At 71.1% G+C, this 20,514-nt stretch carries 21 protein-coding genes; 11 read left to right on the top strand and 10 right to left on the bottom strand.

The annotated features are described in order from the left end of the window. Nucleotides 1–4: 4 nt before the first annotated feature. On the bottom strand, nucleotides 5–985 hold the full coding sequence (locus AC30CM_RS14135) for an Acg family FMN-binding oxidoreductase (RefSeq protein ID WP_490117516.1): 981 nt from the start codon (nucleotides 983–985) through the stop codon (nucleotides 5–7). After that, complete coding sequence (gene fdxA / locus AC30CM_RS14130; protein WP_490117515.1) at nucleotides 985–1,338, bottom strand: ferredoxin; 354 nt, start codon at nucleotides 1,336–1,338, stop codon at nucleotides 985–987. The genes AC30CM_RS14135 and fdxA overlap by 1 nt, the downstream gene beginning before the upstream one ends. A 130-nt stretch (nucleotides 1,339–1,468) precedes the next feature. On the opposite strand from fdxA, the gene AC30CM_RS14125 reads away from it, so the two are divergent. Further along, nucleotides 1,469–1,882: a pyridoxamine 5'-phosphate oxidase family protein gene (locus tag AC30CM_RS14125; protein ID WP_490117514.1), complete on the top strand. Its 414-nt coding sequence runs from the start codon at nucleotides 1,469–1,471 to the stop codon at nucleotides 1,880–1,882. A gap of 9 nt (nucleotides 1,883–1,891) precedes the next feature. On the opposite strand, the gene AC30CM_RS14120 is transcribed toward AC30CM_RS14125, so the two are convergent. Beyond that, on the bottom strand, nucleotides 1,892–3,550 hold the full coding sequence (locus AC30CM_RS14120; protein ID WP_490117513.1) for a sensor histidine kinase: 1,659 nt from the start codon (nucleotides 3,548–3,550) through the stop codon (nucleotides 1,892–1,894). A 28-nt stretch (nucleotides 3,551–3,578) separates the two neighbouring features. Continuing rightward, a complete protein-coding gene (locus AC30CM_RS14115; RefSeq protein ID WP_490117512.1) occupies nucleotides 3,579–3,767 on the bottom strand; it encodes a hypothetical protein in 189 nt (62 codons plus the stop codon). A gap of 269 nt (nucleotides 3,768–4,036) precedes the next feature. Here AC30CM_RS14115 and AC30CM_RS14110 point away from each other — a divergent pair, with 269 nt between their 5' ends. Further along, nucleotides 4,037–4,888, top strand: coding sequence for an extracellular catalytic domain type 1 short-chain-length polyhydroxyalkanoate depolymerase (locus AC30CM_RS14110; RefSeq protein ID WP_490117511.1), 852 nt, complete (start codon nucleotides 4,037–4,039; stop codon nucleotides 4,886–4,888). A gap of 46 nt (nucleotides 4,889–4,934) precedes the next feature. Here AC30CM_RS14110 and AC30CM_RS14105 read toward each other — a convergent pair whose 3' ends face one another. After that, entirely contained in the window at nucleotides 4,935–6,509 is a 1,575-nt protein-coding gene (locus tag AC30CM_RS14105; RefSeq protein ID WP_490117510.1) for a PTS transporter subunit EIIC, read from the bottom strand. Nucleotides 6,510–6,636: 127 nt separating this feature from the next. Between AC30CM_RS14105 and AC30CM_RS14100 the strand changes: the two genes are divergently transcribed. Genes AC30CM_RS14100 through AC30CM_RS14085 form a run of 4 tightly spaced genes read left to right on the top strand, consistent with a single transcriptional unit; the run spans nucleotide 6,637 to nucleotide 10,554 of the window. Next, on the top strand, nucleotides 6,637–7,107 hold the full coding sequence (locus tag AC30CM_RS14100) for a PTS sugar transporter subunit IIA (protein WP_490117509.1): 471 nt from the start codon (nucleotides 6,637–6,639) through the stop codon (nucleotides 7,105–7,107). Then, complete coding sequence (nagB, locus tag AC30CM_RS14095) at nucleotides 7,107–7,892, top strand: glucosamine-6-phosphate deaminase (protein ID WP_490117508.1); 786 nt, start codon at nucleotides 7,107–7,109, stop codon at nucleotides 7,890–7,892. Before AC30CM_RS14100 ends, nagB begins: the two co-directional genes overlap by 1 nt. Further along, nucleotides 7,893–9,074 (top strand): N-acetylglucosamine-6-phosphate deacetylase, encoded by a 1,182-nt coding sequence (gene nagA / locus AC30CM_RS14090; protein WP_490117507.1) that lies wholly within the window; start codon nucleotides 7,893–7,895, stop codon nucleotides 9,072–9,074. Nucleotides 9,075–9,087: 13 nt separating this feature from the next. Next, complete coding sequence (locus AC30CM_RS14085) at nucleotides 9,088–10,554, top strand: alpha/beta hydrolase (RefSeq protein ID WP_490117506.1); 1,467 nt, start codon at nucleotides 9,088–9,090, stop codon at nucleotides 10,552–10,554. Here AC30CM_RS14085 and AC30CM_RS14080 read toward each other — a convergent pair. Continuing rightward, nucleotides 10,541–11,161 carry a TetR/AcrR family transcriptional regulator gene (locus AC30CM_RS14080; protein ID WP_490117505.1) on the bottom strand — a complete coding sequence of 207 codons (621 nt, stop codon included), beginning with the start codon at nucleotides 11,159–11,161 and terminating at the stop codon, nucleotides 10,541–10,543. The two genes, AC30CM_RS14085 and AC30CM_RS14080, sit on opposite strands and share 14 nt — an antisense overlap. Before the next feature lie 123 nt (nucleotides 11,162–11,284). On the opposite strand from AC30CM_RS14080, the gene AC30CM_RS14075 reads away from it, so the two are divergent. Beyond that, nucleotides 11,285–12,403: a DmpA family aminopeptidase gene (locus tag AC30CM_RS14075; RefSeq protein ID WP_490117504.1), complete on the top strand. Its 1,119-nt coding sequence runs from the start codon at nucleotides 11,285–11,287 to the stop codon at nucleotides 12,401–12,403. Further along, entirely contained in the window at nucleotides 12,400–13,836 is a 1,437-nt protein-coding gene (locus tag AC30CM_RS14070; protein ID WP_490117503.1) for an APC family permease, read from the top strand. The genes AC30CM_RS14075 and AC30CM_RS14070 overlap by 4 nt, the downstream gene beginning before the upstream one ends. On the opposite strand, the gene AC30CM_RS14065 is transcribed toward AC30CM_RS14070, so the two are convergent. After that, nucleotides 13,833–14,045, bottom strand: coding sequence for a hypothetical protein (locus AC30CM_RS14065; protein ID WP_490117502.1), 213 nt, complete (start codon nucleotides 14,043–14,045; stop codon nucleotides 13,833–13,835). The genes AC30CM_RS14070 and AC30CM_RS14065 overlap by 4 nt on opposite strands. A 40-nt stretch (nucleotides 14,046–14,085) precedes the next feature. Here AC30CM_RS14065 and AC30CM_RS14060 point away from each other — a divergent pair, with 40 nt between their 5' ends. Next, nucleotides 14,086–14,511: a DUF4149 domain-containing protein gene (locus AC30CM_RS14060; protein WP_490117501.1), complete on the top strand. Its 426-nt coding sequence runs from the start codon at nucleotides 14,086–14,088 to the stop codon at nucleotides 14,509–14,511. Between the two features lie 407 nt (nucleotides 14,512–14,918). Here the strand turns inward: AC30CM_RS14060 and AC30CM_RS14055 are convergent, their stop codons facing one another. The 3 genes from AC30CM_RS14055 to AC30CM_RS14045 all read right to left on the bottom strand — a co-directional run bounded on the left by AC30CM_RS14055 (nucleotide 14,919) and on the right by AC30CM_RS14045 (nucleotide 17,562). Further along, a complete protein-coding gene (locus AC30CM_RS14055; RefSeq protein WP_490117500.1) occupies nucleotides 14,919–16,520 on the bottom strand; it encodes an HNH endonuclease signature motif containing protein in 1,602 nt (533 codons plus the stop codon). A 299-nt stretch (nucleotides 16,521–16,819) separates the two neighbouring features. Then, nucleotides 16,820–17,182, bottom strand: coding sequence for a fluoride efflux transporter FluC (locus AC30CM_RS14050; RefSeq protein WP_490117499.1), 363 nt, complete (start codon nucleotides 17,180–17,182; stop codon nucleotides 16,820–16,822). After that, nucleotides 17,179–17,562, bottom strand: coding sequence for a fluoride efflux transporter FluC (locus tag AC30CM_RS14045; RefSeq protein WP_490117498.1), 384 nt, complete (start codon nucleotides 17,560–17,562; stop codon nucleotides 17,179–17,181). The genes AC30CM_RS14050 and AC30CM_RS14045 overlap by 4 nt, the downstream gene beginning before the upstream one ends. 84 nt (nucleotides 17,563–17,646) lie before the next feature. On the opposite strand from AC30CM_RS14045, the gene pgm reads away from it, so the two are divergent. Together pgm and AC30CM_RS14035 are read left to right on the top strand one after the other, a co-directional pair. Beyond that, on the top strand, nucleotides 17,647–19,281 hold the full coding sequence (gene pgm / locus AC30CM_RS14040) for a phosphoglucomutase (alpha-D-glucose-1,6-bisphosphate-dependent) (protein ID WP_490117497.1): 1,635 nt from the start codon (nucleotides 17,647–17,649) through the stop codon (nucleotides 19,279–19,281). Next, complete coding sequence (locus tag AC30CM_RS14035) at nucleotides 19,278–20,513, top strand: MFS transporter (RefSeq protein WP_490117496.1); 1,236 nt, start codon at nucleotides 19,278–19,280, stop codon at nucleotides 20,511–20,513. Before pgm ends, AC30CM_RS14035 begins: the two co-directional genes overlap by 4 nt. Nucleotide 20,514 lies beyond the last annotated feature (1 nt).

The raw sequence follows: 20,514 nt of genomic DNA, 5'->3' as shown, positions 1-20,514 counted from the left end.
TGAGTCATTGTGGCGCGAACACGAGGACATCGGCCAGCGGCCTGCGGGGCGTCGGCGGCGGGACGTCGTCCAACACCGGGGCGAGCCCGATGCGCACCAACACCTGCGGGTGCCGCCTGCCGGTGAGCGTCCTGACGACGTCGCGGCTCGCCTCGATCTCGGTGAGGTGTGACAGCGTCCCGGTGGACAGTCCCGCGGCGGTGGCCTCGAGCAGCACGGCCGACAGCGCCTCGCCACAGGCCAGCAGGGCCTCACGGGTGTCGTCGGCCACCGACAGCACCAGCACGGCGGCGCGGTCCTCGCCGATCTGCGGGCGCCGCTCGCGGTGGCTGATCACCGGGAAGGTGCGGCCGATCGCCACGCGGTCGCTCTCGGCGGCCGACACCAGGGCGCTACGGGGGATGCCGTCGGACACCTCGAACGGCGCGGTCCACCAACTCATCTCGGCGTGGTAGGCCGAGTCGTAGAGGCGCAGCGACTCGGTGAGGGCGGAGGCCTCGACGAGCATGGGTAGGTCGTCGTCGGCCACGGTGTCGACGAGGGCCAGATCGCCCACCGCGCTGCGCAGGGCGGCCTCGAGCGCCGGCCAGTCCGGTGGCGCGGCCAACGGCAGTCGGTCGGTGCGCCTGGCCACGATGGCGTCGGCGAGCCGGAGGTCGACGGGTGCGGCGTCGCCGTGCATCGTCCACCGGACGGTGGCGACGTGCCGCGCGTCGGTCGGGTCCGGGACGTAGTCGACCGTGACCGTCGATCCGCTACTCGCCAGCGCCACGCGCACGTGGTGCAGGGCAGCGCCGCAGCTGATCAACGCCTGGCGTCCGGCATGGTCGGTGGCGACCAGGCGATCGGTGTCGACGAACAGGTGCAGCGCGCCCCCCGAGCAGACCCATCGCCACGGTTGACTGTTGTGGTACGACGGTGCGCGACAGGCGATCTGGACGGCGTCCTCGACCGCGGCCACGGGAATGCCGGTCACGGTCGGCATCAGTGGGCGGCGGTGGTGTTGGGCGCCATCGCGGCCACCAGCGGGGTGTCCACGCCGACGGGGCCCAGCGCGCGGGCGCCGCCGGGCATGCCCAGCGGTACCGTGCGGCCGGGCAGTGGGTCGCGGAAGAACGCGGCGTTGTCGGCGAGGTGTTCTGAGTCCTCGTCGGGCAGGTCGGTCTCGTAGTAGATGGCGTCGACCCGGCACGCGATGCTGCACGCACCGCAGTCGACGCACTCGTCGGGGTTGATGTACATCGAACGGGCGCCCTCGTAGATGCAGTCGGCGGGGCACTCCGCCACGCACCCCTTGTCCATGACGTCGATGCACGCAGAGCCGATCACGTAGGTCATGATCTCAAGGTAAGCGTTACCGACAGTCGCAGACACGGGCCGAAGGCCCCCCGCGGGAGGGACTTTGGTCCTTCGCGGCCGACTGCCGCCGACCCTGGTCGGCCGGGCACTTCCCGAGCATTCTCGCTGCATGAGCGGTTACGGCGAACTGAGTGAGTCCGACAGCTGGGACCGCCTCGCCGGGGGTTCACTCGGCCGGCTCGCCGTCAGCGTCGACGGGCAACCCGACGTGTTCCCGGTGAACTACGCCGTCCAGGACCGCACGATCGTGATCCGCACCGCCGAGGGTACGAAGCTCGCGAGCGTGGTGGTCAACGCCCTGGTGGCATTCGAGGCCGACGACCACGACGTCGCCAGGGGCTGGAGCGTGGTGGTGCAGGGCCGGGCCGAGGTCGTGGAGACCCAGGCGGACATCGCTCGCGCCGAGGCCGCTCACGTGCTGCCCTGGACGTCGACCCCCAAGCTGCGCTACGTCCGCATCGTTCCGACGCGAATCACCGGGCGACTGTTCGGTTTCGGTGCCGACCTCGAATACGCCGACTGAGCGCCGCGCTCAGCGCAGTGGCACCGTCCAGCGCACGCACGTGCCGGTGCCTGCCTCGGTGGCGGTCTCGGTGGCGGTCGCGTTGGTGGTCTCGGTGGCGGTGCCGACGGTGCAGCGGCCGCCGAGCAACTCGGCGCGTCGGGCCATGTTGGCCAGCCCGCTGCGCCGCACGTTGTCGGCGGGGATGCCCACGCCGTCGTCACGCACCTCCAGGACCACGTCGTCGGCGACCGTCGCCGTCACCGTCAGCCGGGTCGCATGCGCGTGGCGCAGCACGTTGCTGACGGCCTCGGTCACGACGGCCTCGGCGTGTTCGGCCACCTGATCGGTGAGCCCGTCGGTCGGCCCGGAGACGCGCACGGTCGTGGCGATGCCGTGATCGGCCACCAGGTCGGTGACCACCCGGGACAACCGGGCGCGGAGGTCCGGCCGGCCGGCCGGCGGCCGCAGGTCGAAGATCGTCGACCTGATGGTCTCGACGATCGACTGGAGATCGTCGAGGGTGCGGCTGAGCCGCTGATCGATCTCCGGCGCCTGCGATCGGGCGATGGTGCCCTGCAGGTCCAGTCCGGCCGCGAACAGCCGCTGGATCACGTGATCGTGCAGGTCGTGCGCGATGCGTTCGCGATCGGCGAGCACGGTGAGCGCGCTCTCCCGGTCACGGGCGGCGGCGAGGTCCAGGGCGAGCGCGGCGTGCTGGCCGAAGTCTGCCGCCAGGTCGAGGAGGTCGGCGCCGAACCGGCTGCCGTCGGCGGCTCGGCTGAGCACGAGGACACCGAGGCTGGCGGTGGGGGTGCGCAGGGGCAGGACGAGCGCCTGGCCGGTGTCGGTCGCGCCACCATCGGCGAAGCCGTCGGTCAGCAGCGGCGCCGTGGACTCCAGGACGTCCCTGGCCGTGGCGTCGTCGTCGAAGAGGAGGTCGATCGGGATTCGGCTGCCCACGCCGTCGCCGGCCGGGGCGCCCGCCTGGGCCGCCAGGACGACGTGCGTCGCGGGTTCACCGTCGGGAAGCAGGACCACCGCCCGGTGCGCGCCCAGCAGATCGCTGGCGCGTTCGGCCACCAGCCGCAGCGGATCGGTCACGGTTCCCGACAGCAGCGCCGTCGTCAGCTCCCTGCCGGCGTCGGCCCAGCGCGCCGAGGTCCGGACCCGTTCGAACAGCTGGGCGTTGTCGATGGCGACCGCCGCCGCCGACGCGAGCGTGCGCGCGGCAACCTCGTCGGCCTCGTCGAAGGTCACCCCCGGGCTGCCGTGGGTGAGGTACAGGCTGCCGAAGACGGTGCCCCGCACGTCGATCGGGACGCCGAGGAACGCGTGCATCGGCGGGTGCTGCGGAGGGAAGCCCGCCGCGGCCGGGTGGTCGGCGAGGTCGGCGAGCCGCAGTGCGGGCACGTGTTCGAGCGGAACGCCCAGGATGCCCTTGCCCACCGGGAGGTGACCGATGCGCGCGGCCGCCTCCGGCGCCACGCCGTGGTGGATGAACGACAGCATCACCCGGTCGACGCCGCGCACGGCCAGGGCGCCGTAGTCGGCCCCGGTCAGCTGGATGGCCGCGGTGACGATGCGGTCCAGCGTGGCGTCGAGGTCGAGATCGGAGCCGATCCCGACGATGACGTCGAGAAACGTCGACGACTCGTCGTCGGGGCGTGCCTGCTCGCGTCCTCCCACGCATCGAGTCTGCCCCGGCGTCGCCGCGTCAGCGCAACGCGGTGGACACCGAACCGTCGGTGCCGAATGCCACCGCCCGCCCGGGACCGTGCAGCGATATCGCCACCGCCCGATGCACCGCCTCGAGCAATGCGCGTAGGACGGCGTCGTCGTCGGTGCCCACCCCGTGTCGGCCCACCCGGTATCGCGTCACGCCGTGACTTCCATGTTCAGCCATGAAGGCCCCTTCCCCCCGTACGGCACAGCGTAACGGGGCGCGTTGCTATCTGCGACCCTTCGCGTACGAGAAGTCTGCGATCGGCAGCATCGGATGAGCTGGAAGCCTCGTTAGCTCCGCTCGACGAGGTTACGCGGAATCTGCGTCAAATTTGCTGCAAGCCACCTGGCCGACGGATGTGCCTCGATGTTCGCCCAGACGCGCGGTCGGGGTGGTGACTGCATCGCCGATTCACCGCCCGTTCGCCTGGATCTGGATACTGTGCGGACGTGAGGTGGGTGGCGGCGGTGACCGCGGTACTGGTGGGTGTGACGGTGGCGAGTCAGGCGGCGACGGCCGTGCCCGAGGCGCAGGCACAGGTGCCACGGGCGCTTCGGTTCGGCGGGCTGGAACGGACGTACGTCCTGCACCTACCACCCGGCCCGCCCACCGGGCTGGTGCTGAACCTGCACGGTGCCGGGATGAACGGGGGGCAGCAGCAGGCGGCCACCGGATACGACGGCGTCGCCGACCGCCTCGGCCTGGCGGTCGCCTACCCCGACGGCATCGACCTCAGCTGGGCCGACGGGCGCGGCGCGTCCACCCCGGACCGCCAAGGCGTCGACGACGTCGGATTCCTGGTGACGTTGGTGGATCAGCTCGCCACCGAATACGGCATCGACCGACGTCGGGTGTTCGCCACGGGGATGTCGGCGGGTGGGTTCATGGTGAACCGGCTGGCGTGTCAGCGGGCCGACGTGTTCTCGGCCGTGGTGCCGGTCGCGGCGACCCTCGGGACGGGTGTGCCGTGCGCGCCGTCGCAACCGGTGTCGGTGCTGCAGGTGCACGGCACCGCCGACCCCGTGGTGCCGTTCGACGGTGGGCCCATGGTCGGGCGGGGTGGGCCCAGCGTCATCGAGGCCGCACCGGCGCTGGCGCAGCGCTGGCGTGATCTCGACGGTTGCCCGCCTCCGACGACGCAGGGCGACGGGCCGGGGGTGACCCGGTTCACGTCGGCGGGCTGCGCAGGCGGCACCGAGGTCTCGTTCGTGCGGGTCGAGGGCGGTGGTCACACGTGGCCCGTGGGGGCGTTCGACCCGACGCCGGTGGGGGCGGAGTTCCTGGCGGCTCACGGCCGGTGAGCGGCAGCCGGTGACCGGCCGGTGAGCAGGAGCCGGTGAGCCGGCGCTAGAGGATGTCGGTGATCTCGTTCTTGAGCGCCTCGGCCTGGGTGCCGAACACCGCCTGCACGCTGTTGCCGACCTCGACGACGCCCGCGGCCCCCAGTGCCTTCAGCCGGGCCTGGTCGACCTTGTCCTTGTCGGCGACCTCCATTCGGAGCCTGGTGATGCACGCGTCGACGGTGACGAGGTTGGCGCGTCCGCCGAAGGCGCTGATCACCTGCTCGGCGCGGCTCTCGACGGCCACGGGCGCGGTGCTCGACCCGGTGGCCGACCCGGTGGCCGACCCCGGGGGCGCCTCGGCGGTCTCGCCCAGGTTGGCCTGCTGCTCCGCCTCGAACTCGGCTTCCGGTTCGCGCCCGGGGGTGCGCATGTTCCACTTCGTGATGGCGAATCGGAACATGACGTAGTAGACCGCGAAGAACACCACGCCCATCACCAGGAGCAGTGGGATGTTCTTCGCCGCGGGCGCCGTGCCGTACAGCAGCAGGTCGATGAGGCCCGCCGAGAACGAGAAGCCGAGATGGATGTCCAGGGCGTACGCGATCGCCAGCGACAACCCGGTGAGCACCGCGTGGACGACGTAGAGCGGGAACGCCACGAACATGAACGCGAACTCGAGCGGCTCGGTGACGCCGGTGAGGAACGCCGTCAACGCCGCTGCCGACAGGATGCCGACCGCCACCTTGCGCTGCCGCTTGTCGGCCACGTGGATCATGGCCAGCGCCGCGGCGGGCAGCCCGAACATCAGGATGGGGTAGAAGCCCGAGGTGAGATGCCCTCCGGTCGGATCGCCCGCGGCGAACCGCGTGAGTTCACCGGTGACGTTCTCGCCGCCGGGGGTCTGGTAGTCGCCGTAGAGGAACCAGATGTAGGAGTTCGGAATGTGATGCAGGCCCAGGGGAATCAGCATGCGGTTGGCGAAGCCGTAGACGAACGCCCCGAATGCGCCCGCCCCGCCGATGAACTCGCCGAGGCCCGTCAGGCCGGCGTCGAAGATCGGATAGAAGTAGCTCATCGCGAACGCCAGGAACAGACACGCCAGCGACACGATGATGGGTACGAACCGTCGTCCGCCGAAGAAGCCGAGGTACGAGGGCAATTGGACGGTGTGGTAGCGGTCGAACAGCCACGCCGTCAGCAGACCCACCACGATGCCGGCGAAGACGCTGTAGTTGATCTGTGCCTGCTCGCCGGACTTGTCGAGTTGTCCGGCGAGCACGATCGGGGACATGGTCTTGAACACGGCCTCGACCACCAGATAGCCGACGACCGCCGACAGCGCGGTGGAGCCGTCGGCCTTGCGCGCGAACCCGATCGCCACGCCGACGGCGAACAGCAGCGGAAGATTGCTGAAAAGCGCGTCCCCGGCAGCGCTCATCGCCTTGAAGAACGGTCCGATCACCGGTGATTCGATGCGTCCCAGCAGGTCGGGCTGGCCGAGCCGGAGCAGGATGCCCGCGGCGGGCAGGACCGCGATGGGCAGCATGAGGCTCTTGCCCAACCGTTGCAGCTGGGCGAATCCCGGGATGCGCAGTCCGGACTTTCGTTGCGTGCCAGACGTTTTGCCGGTGTCGCTCATGACGCGCGCCTCCCTGGGGCGGAATGTGGGGTTGCCGCAGAAGTCCTGGGAAGCTTAGACGAGTGATGGGAACTCGGACCGGACTTCACGCTCGTATGGTGGAGGCACATCGAGAAGGAGGTCCACGGTGACCACGACGACGGTCCTCGCCCCGGTCGGCGGTCGAGCGGTTGCGCTCGGCGACGTTCCCGACCCCGTGTTCAGTCAGGGCATGGTGGGTTACGGCGCCGCCGTGGACCCGCCGCGGGGGGTGGTCGACGCCGTGGCGCCGGTCGCGGGCACGGTGCTCAAGCTGATGCCGCACGCCTTCGTGGTGCTGACCTCCGATGGCGTCGGCGTGCTGGTGCACCTGGGGTTGGACACCGTCGCCCTCGACGGTGCGGGCTTCACCGCGCACGTCGCCCAGGGCGACGCCGTGGCCGCCGGTCAGCGGGTGATCACCTACGACGTGCCTGCCATCGTCGCCCGGGGTCTCAACCCGATCGTTCCCGTCGTGGTGATGGACGAGCGCGAACAGGGCAACGTGGCGCCATCGGAGGCGGTCTTCGAGGGCGCCGAGGTCGATTCGGCGACAACGCTTTTCACGGCGACCAGGTAATGGAGGTCATCGCGCTGGCGGAGGCCGCGCAGCTCGGCGGCATCGCCGCGGATGCCGTCGAAGCGCTGCTGCGGCGCAAGCCGGACGCGGTGCTCGGCCTGGCCACGGGGTCGTCGCCGCTGGCGATCTACGACGAGCTGGTGGCCCGCCACGACGCGGGTGCGCTGTCGTTCGCCTCGGCCCGTGCGTTCACGCTCGACGAGTACGTGGGATTGCCCGCCGATCATCCCGAGCGCTACCGCACCGTCATCGACACGGTGTTCGCCGGCCGCGTCGACTTCGCGCCAGGGGCGGTGTCGGGCCCGGACGGGTCCGCCGACGACATCCCCGCGGCGTGTGCGGCCTACGAGGCCGCGATCCGCGCCGCGGGTGGGGTGGACCTGCAGATCCTCGGCATCGGCACCGACGGCCACATCGCGTTCAACGAGCCGGGGTCGTCGCTGGCGTCGCGGACCCGGATCAAGACGCTGACGCGGCAGACGCGCCTGGACAACGCGCGGTTCTTCGGCGACGACGTGGACGCGGTGCCGACGCACTGTCTCACCCAGGGCCTGGCCACGATCATGGAGGCCATGCACGTGGTGTTGGTCGCGCTGGGGCGGGCGAAGGCGGAGGCGGTCCACCACTTGGTGGAGGGCCCGGTGAGCGCGATGTGGCCGGCGACGGTGCTGCAGCTGCACCCGCACGTCACGGTGCTGCTCGACGACGCGGCCGCCCGGCGGCTGCAGCTCATCGACTACTACCGCGAGACGTACCGTGCCAAGCCGGAATGGCAGGGCATCTGAGTGCTGCTCGGCGCGGACACCGTGGTGACGGGGTCGACCCTGCTGCGGCCGGGGTGGATCGACGTCACGGACGCCACGATCACCGCGGTCGGTGCGGGGCCTCCGCCGCGCACCGCCGATCACGCGCTCGGGGCGGTGACGGTGGTCCCCGGCTTCGTCGACACCCATGCGCACGGTGGTGCGGGCGTCGACTTCTCGGCCGCCACGCTCGACGACGTCGCCGCCGCCGTGGACCTGCACCGTCGGCACGGAACCACCTCGATGGTGGCCTCGCTGGTCACGGCGGCTCCCGACGACCTGCTGCGCCAGGTGCGCCTCTTGGCCGAGGCGACCTCGGCGGGCCTGGTGGACGGCATCCACCTGGAAGGTCCGTGGCTGTCCACCCTGCGGTGCGGCGCACATCAGCCCGGGTTGATGCGGGATCCGGACCCCGCCGAGATCGACCGCGTGCTGGCCGCCGGGGGTGGTGCCGTGCGCATGGTCACCGTCGCCCCCGAACGCGACGGCGCGATCGCGGCCATCCGCCGCTTCGTCGACGCCGGGGTGGTGGTCGCGGTCGGCCACACCGAGGCCACGTACCGACAGACCTGCGCCGCGATCGACGCCGGTGCCACGGTGGGTACGCACCTGTTCAACGCCATGCGGCCCATCGACCGTCGGGAACCCGGGCCGGTGACCGCCCTGCTCGAGGACGATCGCGTCACCGTCGAGGTCATCGCCGACGGCGTGCACCTCGACGCCGCCATCTACCGGTTGGTGAGCAGGGCCGCCGGGGGTGAGCGGGTGTCGCTGGTCACCGACGCCATGGCCGCCACCGGGATGGCCGACGGCAGATATCACCTTGGCCCCCTTGCGGTATCGGTGGCCGACGGCGTCGCCACGGTCTCCGGGACCGACACCATCGCCGGCAGCACCGCGACGATGGACCGGGTGTTCCGCTTCGCCGTCGAGCACGGTGCGGCCACCGGGGATTCGCTGCCGGACCCCCTGGGTGCGGCGGCGCGGCAGGCGTCGATCAACCCGGCCCGGGCGCTGGGGCTGCCCTCGGCCGGTATCGCGGCGGGCGCCCGGGCCGACCTGGTGGTCCTGGGGCCGGCGCTGGAGGTCACGGCGGTGATGCGCCGCGGGGCGTGGGCAAAGCTGGGGCCAACGCAGCACATAGCCGGCCCACAGCAACGGTGAGCATCATGGCGTCGTGTCGACCACGACGCCCGTCCCGCCACCCGCACCGCAGCCGGCTCCGCTTCCGGAGCTGCCTGCCACCAACCTGCCGTTCGCGCACCACGGCACGTCGCTGCTCGCGGGGTGGCTACCGCTGACCATCGAGGTCGTCGCCGTGGTGACGCTCGTCGCCGTCGTCGGCTGGCGCACCAGGCGGTGGCGCGCCGTGTGGATCCCGGCGTCGATCGCCGTGGGCGTCGCGGTGGCGCTCGCGGCGCGCACGTACGTGAACTCCGAGGGGCTGGCGTCGGATCCGGCACCGTTCACGCTGTGGGTGTGGACGGCGCTGTTCGGCGCGGCTGTGGCCGTGGCGGCGTTCGGCTGGCGGGGCGCGCGCTGGTGGCGCCGCGGGCTGTCCGTGGTGGCGGTGCCGTGCGCGCTGCTCGCTGCGGCCGTCTCGCTGAACCAGTGGGTGGGGTACTACCCGACGGTGCAGGCGGCGTGGGGCGCCGTGACGGCGGGCCCGCTGCCGCACCAGGTGGACGCGGCCGCGCTGGCGTCGATGCGTGACACCCATCGGGACACGGGCGCGCTGGTCGAGGTCGACATCCCCAAGGACGCCAGCGGGTTCACCCACCGCAGCGAATACGTCTACCTGCCACCGGCGTGGTTCGCAGGCCCCACTCCGCCGCAACTTCCGGTGGTCATGATGATCGCGGGGGAGTTCAACACGCCGGCGGACTGGATGCGCAGCGGCAACGCGATGCCGATCATCGACGCCTACGCCGCCGCACACGGGGGCAACGCGCCGATCTTCGTGTTCGTCGACGTCGGCGGCAGCTTCAACAACGACACCGAATGCGTGAACGGTCCGCGCGGCAATGCCGCCGACCACCTCACCGAGGACGTGCGCCCCTACGTCGTCTCGCACTACGGCGCGTCGGCCGACCCGGCGCGGTGGGCCGTCGTCGGCTGGTCGATGGGGGGCACGTGCGCCATCGATCTGACCGTCATGCATCCGGACCTGTTCCACACCTTCGAGGACATCGCCGGTGACCACGGGCCGACGGCGGGCACCAGGGAGCAGACCATCGACCGGCTCTACGGCGGTGACGAGTCCCAGTACGACCTCTTCGACCCCCGGGCCGTGATGGCAAGGCACGGGCCCTACGTCGGCGTGGCGGGGTGGTTCGAGGACACCGTGAAGCCGGCCAACGCCGACCAGGTGGCCAAGGGCTTCGGCGGGCACCGCCCGCAGTCGGACAACCCGTCGGGCTTCGGCGGCAACGACGGGGTCAAGGACGACGACGAACTGGGCGCGGCCCAGGATCTGTGCACCGCGGGGCGCGCGGTGGGCATCACGTGCGACGTCCACCAGATCATCAGCTTCCACACCTGGCAGTTCGCGGAGCGGGCCTTCTCGGACGCGCTGCCGTGGCTGGCTCAGCGGGTGGGCACGGCGGGCTCCACGCCAGGTGCCGCGCCCCTCACTGGATCGTAGGAAGCGTTGCGCCCGTGGCGAGTTGGGCATAGTCGCGCATGAGTCGCAACGCGGTCGCTCGGTCGATCGCCGGATCGCGGGCCACGATGCGGTAGCCCAGGTAGTCCTCGAGGGACATCAGCGTCATCGCGACGTCGTGCGGGGGACCGCCGAGCCGGAATGCCTTGGTGCGAGCGCCCTCGTCGAGGATGGCCGCGTACAGCCCGACCTGGCGGTGGTAGATGCCCTGCACGTCGGTGCGCTGGTCGAGTTCGAAGCCGGCGGCCAGGACGGCCCGCCAGATCGCCCGCCATTCGGCATCTTCGGGTCCGGTGGGTAGGCCCGCCGCGATGGTCAGGGCCAGCCGCACGCCGATGTCGTCGGTGCGCTCGGCGATGGCCAGGCGGGCGTCGTAGAAACGATCGTCGGAGCGCAGCGCCAACTGGGCGAGCAGGTCCCGCATGTCCTTGAAGTAGTAGCGCAGGGCGTTCGCCGTGAGCCCCAGCTCGGCAGCCACGTCGGTGATGCGCAGCGTGGCCAGGTCGTGCCGTTCGATGAGGCCGATCGCGGCGTCGAGGATCTCCTCGCGTCGTTCCCGGTGTCGGCTGGGTCTGGCCACGTGCCCCATCCTTCCCTGCCGCCCCACCCGTGCGGCACCGGCCTCGTCGATTTCCTCCGATCACTTGCGGGAAACGGATGTGACGCGCATTATTTTCCGACTAGGAAAAGAACTCGGTCACGGAGGAATGGCATGCGAGCACGCGACCTTGGGGTGGTCATCGGTCGGCACCCGACCGGCCCCGAGAATGCGATCACCGACGTCGCCGGCGTGCGCGTCGGCCACGTCACGCTGCACGCCGACGGGCCGCCCGCCGTGCACACCGGCGTCACCGTCGTGGTGCCGCACGACGACATCTGGTCCGAACCGGTATTCGCGGGCGTTCACCGGCTCAACGGCAGCGGCGAGATGACGGGCCTGGAATGGGTGCGCGAGTCGGGCGAGCTGACCACGGCCATCGGGCTGACCAACACCCACAGTGTCGGAGTGGTCCGCGACGCCCTGGTCGATGCCCAGGTGGCGGCCCGCGGCGAGGGCACCTACTGGTCGCTGCCCGTGGTCGGGGAGACGTACGACGGCCTGTTGAGCGACATCAACGGCCACCACGTGCGCGCCGACCACGTCCGCGAGGCCCTGGCCGGTGCGCGCGGCGGCGCGGTCGCCGAGGGCAACGTCGGTGGTGGGACGGGGATGATCTGCCACGAGTTCAAGGGCGGTATCGGCACCGCGTCGCGCGTGACGGCCTCCGCAGTCGGTGAGTACACCGTCGGCGTCCTGGTGCAGGCCAACCACGGGCGGCGGGAGCGATTGCGCATCAACGGCATTCCGGTGGGGGAGCGCATCGGACCCGATCGCGTGCCGCTACCGGGGACGTCGGCCCGCTACGAGCCGGGCTCGGGATCCATCATCGTGATCGTCGCGACCGATGCGCCACTGCTGCCGCATCAGTGCACCCGGCTGGCGCAGCGGGCGGCGCTCGCGGTGGCCAACGTCGGTGGCACCGGCGAGCAGTACAGCGGTGACCTGATGCTGGCGTTCTCGACCGGCAATCGAGGGATCCCGCCCTACGCGTGGGACGAGGACACGGCCGTCGCACGGCCGGAGGTGGCGCTGCGCATGGTGGTGCCGCAGCTGATGACGCGGCTGTTCGATCTCACCATCGAGGCCACCGAGGAGGCCATCGTCAACGCGATGGTCGCCGCGACCACGCTCACCGGGCGCGGCGGCATGACCGTGCACGCCCTCGATCACGACCTGCTGCGACACGCCGTCGCGGCAACCGGTTTGGCCGAATCACAGGAGGATCGATGACCGCTGACGTCGAAACCGAAGGCGCACAACGCCTGCGAGGGCATCTGGGCAGTGTGGCGGTGGTCTTCATGGTGGTGGCCGCGGCCGCCCCGTTGACGGTCATCGGCGGCAACATGCCGCTGGCGATGGGACTCGGCAACGGTGCCGGCGCGCCGGTGGGGTTCGTGCTCGCGGCGTTGGTGCTGCTGGTGTTCAGCATCGGCTTCGTCACCATGACCCCGCACGTGCCGGAGGCGGGCGCGTTCTTCTCCTACGTCACCGTGGGATTGGGCAAGCGGATGGGCACGGGAGTCGCGGCCGTCGCGCTGATCGCCTACACCGCGATCCAAGTCGGCATCTACGGCTACATCGGGTGGGCCATCGACGACACGGTGCGGTTCTACGGCGGCCCCGAAGTGCCCTGGCCCGTCTACTCGTTCGTGGTGCTGGCCGTCGTCGCGCTGCTGGGGTACCGGCACATCGACCTGTCTGCCAAGGTGCTCGGCGTCGCCCTGGTGCTGGAGATCGGCATCGTGGTGTTGCTGGACCTCGTCATCGTCGCCAAGCCGGGACCGGCGGGTATCACCATGGATTCGTTCCGGCCCGAGGTGTTCACCAACGGCACGCTGGGCATCGCCGTGCTGTTCGCGCTGACGGGTTTCATCGGGTTCGAGGCCACCGCGGTGTTCCGCGACGAGGCGCGCGACCCCGAGCGCACGATCCCGCGGGCGACGTATGCCGCGGTCCTCATCATCGGCGGGTTCTACGCGGTGACGGCGTGGGCGTTCGTGGTCGCCATCGGGCCCGACCAGGTGGCCGAGACCGCGCAGCGCACCCTGGCCGGTGACGCGAACATGCTGCTGGACACCACCGATGCCATGTTGGGCCGGGTCGGCCGCGACATCGTCAACGTGCTGCTGTTGACGAGCTTGTTCGCCTGCGTGCTGTCGTTCCACAACGTCATCGCGCGCTACCAGTTCGTGCTGTCGGGCCGTGATCTGCTGCCCGCCCGGCTGGGCACCGTGCATCCCAAGCACCGCTCACCGGCGTTCTCCTCGGTCGTGCAGACGGTCACGGCCGCGATCATCGTGGCACTACTCGCGGTGTTCGGCGTCGACCCGTTGGTGGGCGTGTTCGGTTCCATGGCCGGTGTGGCGACCGTCGGCATGGTGCTGTTGATGTTCACGACGTCGGTGGCGGTGCTGGTGTTCTTCGCCCGCCACCGTGGCCAGAGTGGTCGGCGGGTGTGGCAGACGCGCGTCGCGCCTGCCGTGGCGTGCGTGGGTCTGCTGGCGGCGCTGTGGCTGGTGCTGTCGAACTTCACGCTGGTCACCGGCGGCAGCGTCGCGTTGAGCACCGCGCTGGCGGCGGTTCCCTTCGTGGGCATGGTGATCGGCGTGGTGGTGGGCAACCGCATGCGCGTGGCGACCCCACCTAGGTGTGATGTCACCTAGTCGTCGGCGCGCGTGCCTGCCTCGGAATCCACGAAGGCGAGCAGCCGCGGGTCGTCGGACGTGAAGCGGTCGACCTCCTCGCCGCCGTCGCAGCGCAACAGCGCGACGGTGACGCCGTGCCGGGTCCGCGCGACCACCTGCCAGGTGGCGCCGGAGTCCTGCCACCGGAGGAGGTCGGCCACGCGGTCGGGCGGTGCGGCATCGGTCATGCGTCCACGATGGCATGGACTGCTGGCATAGGCTGCGGCGGTGGACGTGGCTACGCGAATCGCCGTCGGTGCGGTCTTCGTCTGGTTGGGCATGGTGGTGGCCATCTCGTTCGTCGAGGCGCCGTTGAAGTTTCGCGCGCCGGGCATCACCAGGCAGTTGGGTGTGGGCATCGGACGCTTGGTGTTTCGCGCGCTGAACTTTTGCGAACTGTTGCTGGCCGTCGTGATAGCGGCCGCCCTGTTCACGAGGGACGACTTCGTGTCGTTCGACGTGGCGGTGACGGTGGCGATCGGGACGCTGCTGGTGCAGACCGTGCTGATCCGGCCGTTCCTGGCGCGACGGACCGCCGAGGTCTTGGAAACCGACGAGCGGCGACGATCGCTGGCCCACCACGCCTACATCGGGTGCGAGGTCGTCAAGGTGATCGCCCTCGTCGTGACGGGTGCCCTGTTGCTCGGCTCCTGACGGGTTGCCCACGGGCACAGCGGTGTTCGTCGGGACCGCGATGCCCGGCGCCGTGCGCGCCGGACCCGGCCTGGGCGTGCCCGCCGGCGCGCCCGGGTGCTCCCGGCCACCCGCGGCGTCCTCTGCCCGCCAGGGCGGGGACTCACCCGCCGGTGCGTCCGGGTGCTTCCGGCCACCCGCGGCGTCCTCTGCCCGCCAGGGCGGGGACTCACCTGCCGGTGGGTCCGGGTGCTTCCGGCCACCCGCGGCGTCCTCTGCCCGCCAGGGCCGGGACTCACCAGCCGGTGTGCCCGGGTGCTCCCGCCGTCGCTTCCGGCGCACCGCGCCACGTCCAGGGTGGGGCGCCGCATCGCAACTGGCGGTGCATCGCCTCTGGCGGTGCGCCTATCCGGGGTGCGCGGGCGGTGTCAGACCGCGGTGTCGTGGGGTGGTTCGGGTCCGCCTGGGGTGGTGGGGTCGGGGGTGGCTGTTGGTGTCGGGGGGTCGGGTGCCCAGGGGTCCTCGACCCTGGGCGGGGGCGGGTTCTCCTGCCTCCGTCCCCGCTGGTCGCTGGTGGGTGCCCAGGGGTCGTCGGGTGACCAGTTCGGGCGTGGCCGTGCCGGTTCCGACACCGGGTCTGGTGGGGTGAAGGCGTTCTCGGGTGCCATCCGGATCCGGTCGGGGTGGTGGTAGTGGTTGACCCGGGCCTGCCCGTGATCCAGGTGCGGCGGCGGCAGCCACTCGGTCTGATGATCATCGGTGAGGCGGGTGCGCCACTGCCCCTCGGCGACCAACCGGTTGTCACACCCACACGCCAAACACATGTCATCGACGTTGGTGTGCCCTCCGGCGGCCCAGTCTCGGCGGGCGTGATGAGCCTGGGAGCCATACGCCCCCACGGTGCAGCCGGGTTTGGTGCAGCCGCCGTCGCGGGCGATCAACGCCCACCGCTGCGCGGTGCTCGCCGTACGCCGGGTCCGGTAGCAGTCCATGACTTCGCGCGTCGCGGCGTCGAAGATGGCCAGGCAGCCCGTGGTGTCGCTGCGGGCCGCCATCGCCAACACGTCCGGGATCGGCATCAGCGTCCCGCCGCCGGTGACCGCGATCCCGGCGCGGGCGGCCAGATCGGCCAGTGTGGTCCGCACGATCACCGTGGTCGGCATCCCGGTCAGCGTGCCGAGTTCCTTCTTCCCCAGGGCGGCGCGCAGCACGAACGCCAACGCGTCGTGACGGCGCTGACCGACCGTGCGGGCATCGGCGTCGATCTGGGCCTGCGACGGCGTCCCCGACACACACGGGACCTCCTGCTCGGGATGGCACATGCCCGGGGCGGCGTACTTGGCCAACAACACCTCCAGCAGCGCCGCCGCCTCCGGGGTCAACGTCGCCGACATGGGCACGGTGCGGTCACGCCGCTGGGAACCGATCACCACCTCCCGCCGCCGCATCCGCTCGGGTTCGACGTCGACCGGTTCGGGGCCGTCGGGGTCGATCTCGGCCAACGTCAGCGCGATCTGATCCCGCAACTCCTTGGGACCGTGCCCCACGCCGTGGCGTACCCAGTCCAGTTCGAGGCGTTCGCGCTCCGCCCGGCTCACCCAGCCGGGCACCTCGCGCAGCCCGTCGCGGATCACGGCCACGTGCTCCCCGGTGAGCAACCCGCCGGCTTGGGCGGCCGCCAACGCCGGCAACACCGGCGCCAACGCCTCCCCGGTCACCGAACGCCGCGGCCCCAACACCGCGGCCTCGGCCAGCCGGCGACTCGCCTCCCGCCCCGAGAGCCGCCACCGCACGGTCAACACTTCCCGCCAGCACTTCGCGCCGACCTCTTTGGGGGTGGTGCGGCACTGCAGTTCGGTCAGCACCCGATGCCACTGCGCGGGCAGCGCGCAGCCCAGGGTCTCCAGTTCGTCGCCCAGGGCGAACACCTCGTCGAGGGTCACGGTGTCCAGGTCGCAGTCGGCGAACGCGGCCCGCAACCCCGCCACCGCCACCCGAACCTCACCCAACCCCACGACTCGAACATACATTCGACCACCGACAAGCCCGAGGGCGCTGAAGCGTCGTCATGGAGCACGACGTTGGTCACGGTTCTGCATCAGGTCATCGGAGTGGCCTCGGTGGTGACGATTCGGCGAGGCGACTCGGCACGACGCCGTCGATGGACTCGTCGACCCGTGAGTCCGTCCGGCGATCTCGCAGTGACCCGATGACGCGCTGCGTGCACGACCCACCGATGCGAGCATCGGCAAATCCCTTGCCCGATAACACAACTCATAGCCAGGCCGCGCCGGGACCTAGTCCCCGTGGATCCCCGCCGCCGATCCGATCATGCGCCCCACAGCCATCCTCCCAGTGCAAAGCCCGCGAACGCGCCCGCCAGCCCCACCGCCAGGCTCGCGGCGGCGTAGGTCACCGCCGCGCGCGGCCGCGACCGAAGTTGGAGCATCAGCTCCAAGCCGAACGTCGAGTACGTGGTGAGCGCCCCGCAGAAGCCGACGCCGAGGACCTGGGTGACCACCGGACCGGCAGGCACGCTGGTGACCAGCGCTAGCACGAACGTCCCGGCGACGTTGACCGCGAACGTGCCCCACGGGTAGGCCCGCCCGACGTTGAAGGCGCGATCGGCCAGATAGCGCAGCGGGGCGCCGACGGCGGCGCCGAGCGCCACGAGGAGCAGGGTCGTGGTCACGCCCGTCCGCCCCGCTTCTCCATCGCCCACAGGCCGAGTCCGGCCGCCGCCACCCCGGACGCCACCTGCAGGGCCAGGTAACCGAGTCCGAGCATCGGCCGCCCCGCCGCCATCAGCTCGTGGACCTCGACGACGTGGGTCGAGAACGTGGTGTAGCCGCCCAGCACGCCCGTGCCGAGGAACGGGCGCACCAGGTGATGCGGGGTGAATCGCTCCACCCCGGCCACCAGCACGCCGATCAGGAAGCAGCCGGTGACGTTGATCGTGAAGGTCGCCCAGCCGATCGAGGTGACCGGATGCGGCCAGGCCTGCTCGATCACGGCTCGGGCGACCGCCCCGAGCACGCCGCCGAGCGACACCACGGCCAGGATTCGCAACATCGGGGCCGAGCATATGGGCTCGTCAGCTGAATTCTTCGTGACGCCCTGCATGCGGCGCGCCGGAGGGGAGCAGAATCACCCATCATGGTGGCCAATCCACGTGCCGGGCAGCCGGCGCAACCCGAGGACCTGATCGACGTGGCCCATGTGGTCACGGCCTACTACACCGTGGCGCCCGACCCGGAGGACGTCTCCCAACAGGTGACCTTCGGGACGTCGGGGCATCGTGGCTCCAGCCTCGACGCCGCGTTCAACGAGGCGCACATCCTCGCCACCACCCAGGCGATCGTGGAGTACCGCGCCGAGCAGGGCACCACGGGTCCGCTGTTCATCGGCCGCGACACCCACGCCCTGTCCGAGCCGGCGTGGGCGTCGGCGCTCGAGGTGCTCGCCGCCAACGAGGTGGTGGCGATGGTCGACTCCGCCGACCGGTACACCCCGACGCCTGCCGTCAGCCACGCGATCCTGTCGTTCAACCGCGGACGCGAGGGCGACCTCGCCGACGGCATCGTCGTCACGCCCTCGCACAACCCGCCGCGCGACGGCGGCTTCAAGTACAACCCGCCCAACGGGGGCCCCGCCGACACCGATGCCACCGGCTGGATCGCCAAGCGCGCCAACGAGATCCTGCGTGGCGGTCTGGCGGACGTGAAGCGCATCCCGCTGGCCAGGGCGTTGCGCACCGCCGAACGGCACGATTACCTCGACGCCTACGTCTCCGATCTGCCCAACGTCGTCGACGTGCACGCGATCCGGGCCGAGGGCGTCCGCATCGGCGCCGACCCCCTGGGCGGCGCCAGCGTCGACTACTGGGGGGCCATCGCCGAGCAGCACGGGCTGGACCTGACCGTGGTCAACCCGCTCGTCGACGCCACGTGGCGGTTCATGACGCTCGACACCGACGGCAAGATCCGCATGGACTGCAGTTCGCCGAACGCCATGGCGTCGTTGATCGCCAAGATCGGCGACTACCAGATCGCCACCGGCAACGACGCGGACTCCGACCGGCACGGCATCGTCACGCCGGACGGCGGGCTGATGAACCCGAACCACTTCCTGGCCGTCGCCATCGACTACCTGTACGCCAATCGCCCCGGGTGGCCCGGGTCGACGGCGGTGGGCAAGACCGCGGTCAGCAGCTCGATCATCGACCGCGTCGTCGCCGGACTGGGCCGCACGCTCGTCGAGGTGCCCGTCGGCTTCAAGTGGTTCGTCGACGGTTTGGTGAGCGGCACCATCGGATTCGGCGGCGAGGAGAGCGCGGGCGCGTCCTTCCTGCGCACCGACGGCACGGTGTGGACCACCGACAAGGACGGCATCATCCTGGCGCTGCTGGCCTCGGAGATCCTCGCCAAGACCGGCTCGACCCCGTCGCAGCGGTACGCCGAGCTGGCCGCCACCTACGGCGCGCCGACCTACGCCCGCATCGACGCCCCTGCCGACCGCGAGCAAAAGGCGCGGCTGTCGAAGTTGTCGGCCGAGCAGGTGAGCGCCACCGAGCTGGCAGGCGAGCGCATCACTGCGAAGCTGACCACCGCCCCCGGCAACGGCGCCCCGCTGGGCGGGCTCAAGGTCACCACCGAGAACGCGTGGTTCGCCGCCCGACCGTCCGGCACGGAGGACGTCTACAAGATCTACGCCGAGTCGTTCCTAGGCCCCGAGCACTTGGCGCAGGTGCAGGAAGCGGCGCGCGAGGTGGTGAATACAGTCATAGCGTGAGACCGGGCAAGACGGCGCTGCCGGGCGAAGTGTGGGTCCTGGTACTCGCCAACGCCGTGATCGCATTGGGGTACGGCGTCGTCGCGCCGGTGCTCCCGCAATACGCCCGCAACTTCGGCGTCAGCATCGGCGCCGCCACGTTCGTGATCACGGCGTTCGCGCTGATGCGGCTGCTGGCCGCACCGGCGAGCGGCATGTTGGTGCAGCGCGTGGGGGAGCGGCGCGTCTACGTGTGGGGCCTGCTGATCGTCGCGCTGTCGACGGCGGCGTGCGCGTTCGCCCAGACCTATTGGCAGCTGCTGCTGTTCCGCTCGCTCGGCGGCCTGGGATCGGCGATGTTCACCGTGTCGTCGTTCGGTTTGATGATCCGCATCTCGCCCGAGGACGCGCGGGGTCGCGTCGCGGGCATGTTCACGTCGGCGTTCCTCGTGGGATCGGTGACCGGGCCGGTGCTGGGCAGCGTCACCGCGGGCCTGGGGCTGTCCATGCCGTTCGTGATCTACGGCGCCGCGCTGCTGGTCGCCGTGGCCGTGGTGTTCATCAGCCTGCGGCATTCGTCGCTGGCCACGCCGCACGTCGAGGACGAACCCTCGATCACGCTGCGGGAGGCCCTGCGCAACCGCGCCTACCGGGCGGCGCTGACGTCGAACTTCGCCACCGGCTGGTCGGCGTTCGGGCTGCGCGTCGCGCTGGTACCGCTGTTCGTCGTCGAGGTGCTGCACCGTGGACCCGGGCTGGCGGGTCTGGCCCTGGCGACGTTCGCGGCGGGCAACGTCGCGATGGTGATCCCCAGCGGCTACCTGTCGGATCGCATCGGCCGACGGGTGCTGCTGCTGGCCGGCCTGCCCGTGGCCGCCGTGGCGACGCTGCTGGTGGGGTTCACCGGGTCGCTGCCGGTGTTCCTGGCCGCCGCGTTCGTCACCGGCGCGGCGACGGGCATCTTCGTCGCACCGCAGCAGGCCGCCGTCGCCGACGTGGTGGGCAGCAAGGCGCGCGGCGGCACGGCCGTGGCGACGTTCCAGATGACGAGCGACTTCGGCGCGATCGTCGGCTCGCTGGCGGTCGGTCAGATCGCCGAGCACCTGTCCTACGGCGCCGCGTTCGCGGTCAGTGGCGCCATCCTGCTGATCGCCGCGGTGGCGTGGCTGTTCGCGCCCGAACCTCGGGTGCGGGCCGTCGCGCACACCGATGCCAGGCCGCTGGGGCCCGAAGCCAGTGGGGAAGTGCCGTGAC

The organism is Mycobacterium sp. DHQP2018-32-09 (genome assembly GCF_058148405.1).
This window is presented reverse-complemented; position numbering and strand designations above follow the sequence as displayed.

Excerpts from the sequence above, each read along its gene's own strand:
- AC30CM_RS14135 (WP_490117516.1), bottom strand. The coding sequence starts at position 985 with ATGCCGACCGTGACCGGCATTCCCGTGGCCGCGGTCGAGGACGCCGTC.
- fdxA (WP_490117515.1), bottom strand. The coding sequence starts at position 1,338 with ATGACCTACGTGATCGGCTCTGCGTGCATCGACGTCATGGACAAGGGG.
- AC30CM_RS14125 (WP_490117514.1), top strand. The coding sequence starts at position 1,469 with ATGAGCGGTTACGGCGAACTGAGTGAGTCCGACAGCTGGGACCGCCTC.
- AC30CM_RS14115 (WP_490117512.1), bottom strand. The coding sequence starts at position 3,767 with ATGGCTGAACATGGAAGTCACGGCGTGACGCGATACCGGGTGGGCCGA.
- AC30CM_RS14105 (WP_490117510.1), bottom strand. The coding sequence starts at position 6,509 with ATGAGCGACACCGGCAAAACGTCTGGCACGCAACGAAAGTCCGGACTG.
- nagB (WP_490117508.1), top strand. The coding sequence starts at position 7,107 with ATGGAGGTCATCGCGCTGGCGGAGGCCGCGCAGCTCGGCGGCATCGCC.
- AC30CM_RS14080 (WP_490117505.1), bottom strand. The coding sequence starts at position 11,161 with ATGGGGCACGTGGCCAGACCCAGCCGACACCGGGAACGACGCGAGGAG.
- AC30CM_RS14075 (WP_490117504.1), top strand. The coding sequence starts at position 11,285 with ATGCGAGCACGCGACCTTGGGGTGGTCATCGGTCGGCACCCGACCGGC.
- AC30CM_RS14070 (WP_490117503.1), top strand. The coding sequence starts at position 12,400 with ATGACCGCTGACGTCGAAACCGAAGGCGCACAACGCCTGCGAGGGCAT.
- AC30CM_RS14065 (WP_490117502.1), bottom strand. The coding sequence starts at position 14,045 with ATGACCGATGCCGCACCGCCCGACCGCGTGGCCGACCTCCTCCGGTGG.
- AC30CM_RS14055 (WP_490117500.1), bottom strand. The coding sequence starts at position 16,520 with ATGTATGTTCGAGTCGTGGGGTTGGGTGAGGTTCGGGTGGCGGTGGCG.
- AC30CM_RS14045 (WP_490117498.1), bottom strand. The coding sequence starts at position 17,562 with ATGTTGCGAATCCTGGCCGTGGTGTCGCTCGGCGGCGTGCTCGGGGCG.
- pgm (WP_490117497.1), top strand. The coding sequence starts at position 17,647 with ATGGTGGCCAATCCACGTGCCGGGCAGCCGGCGCAACCCGAGGACCTG.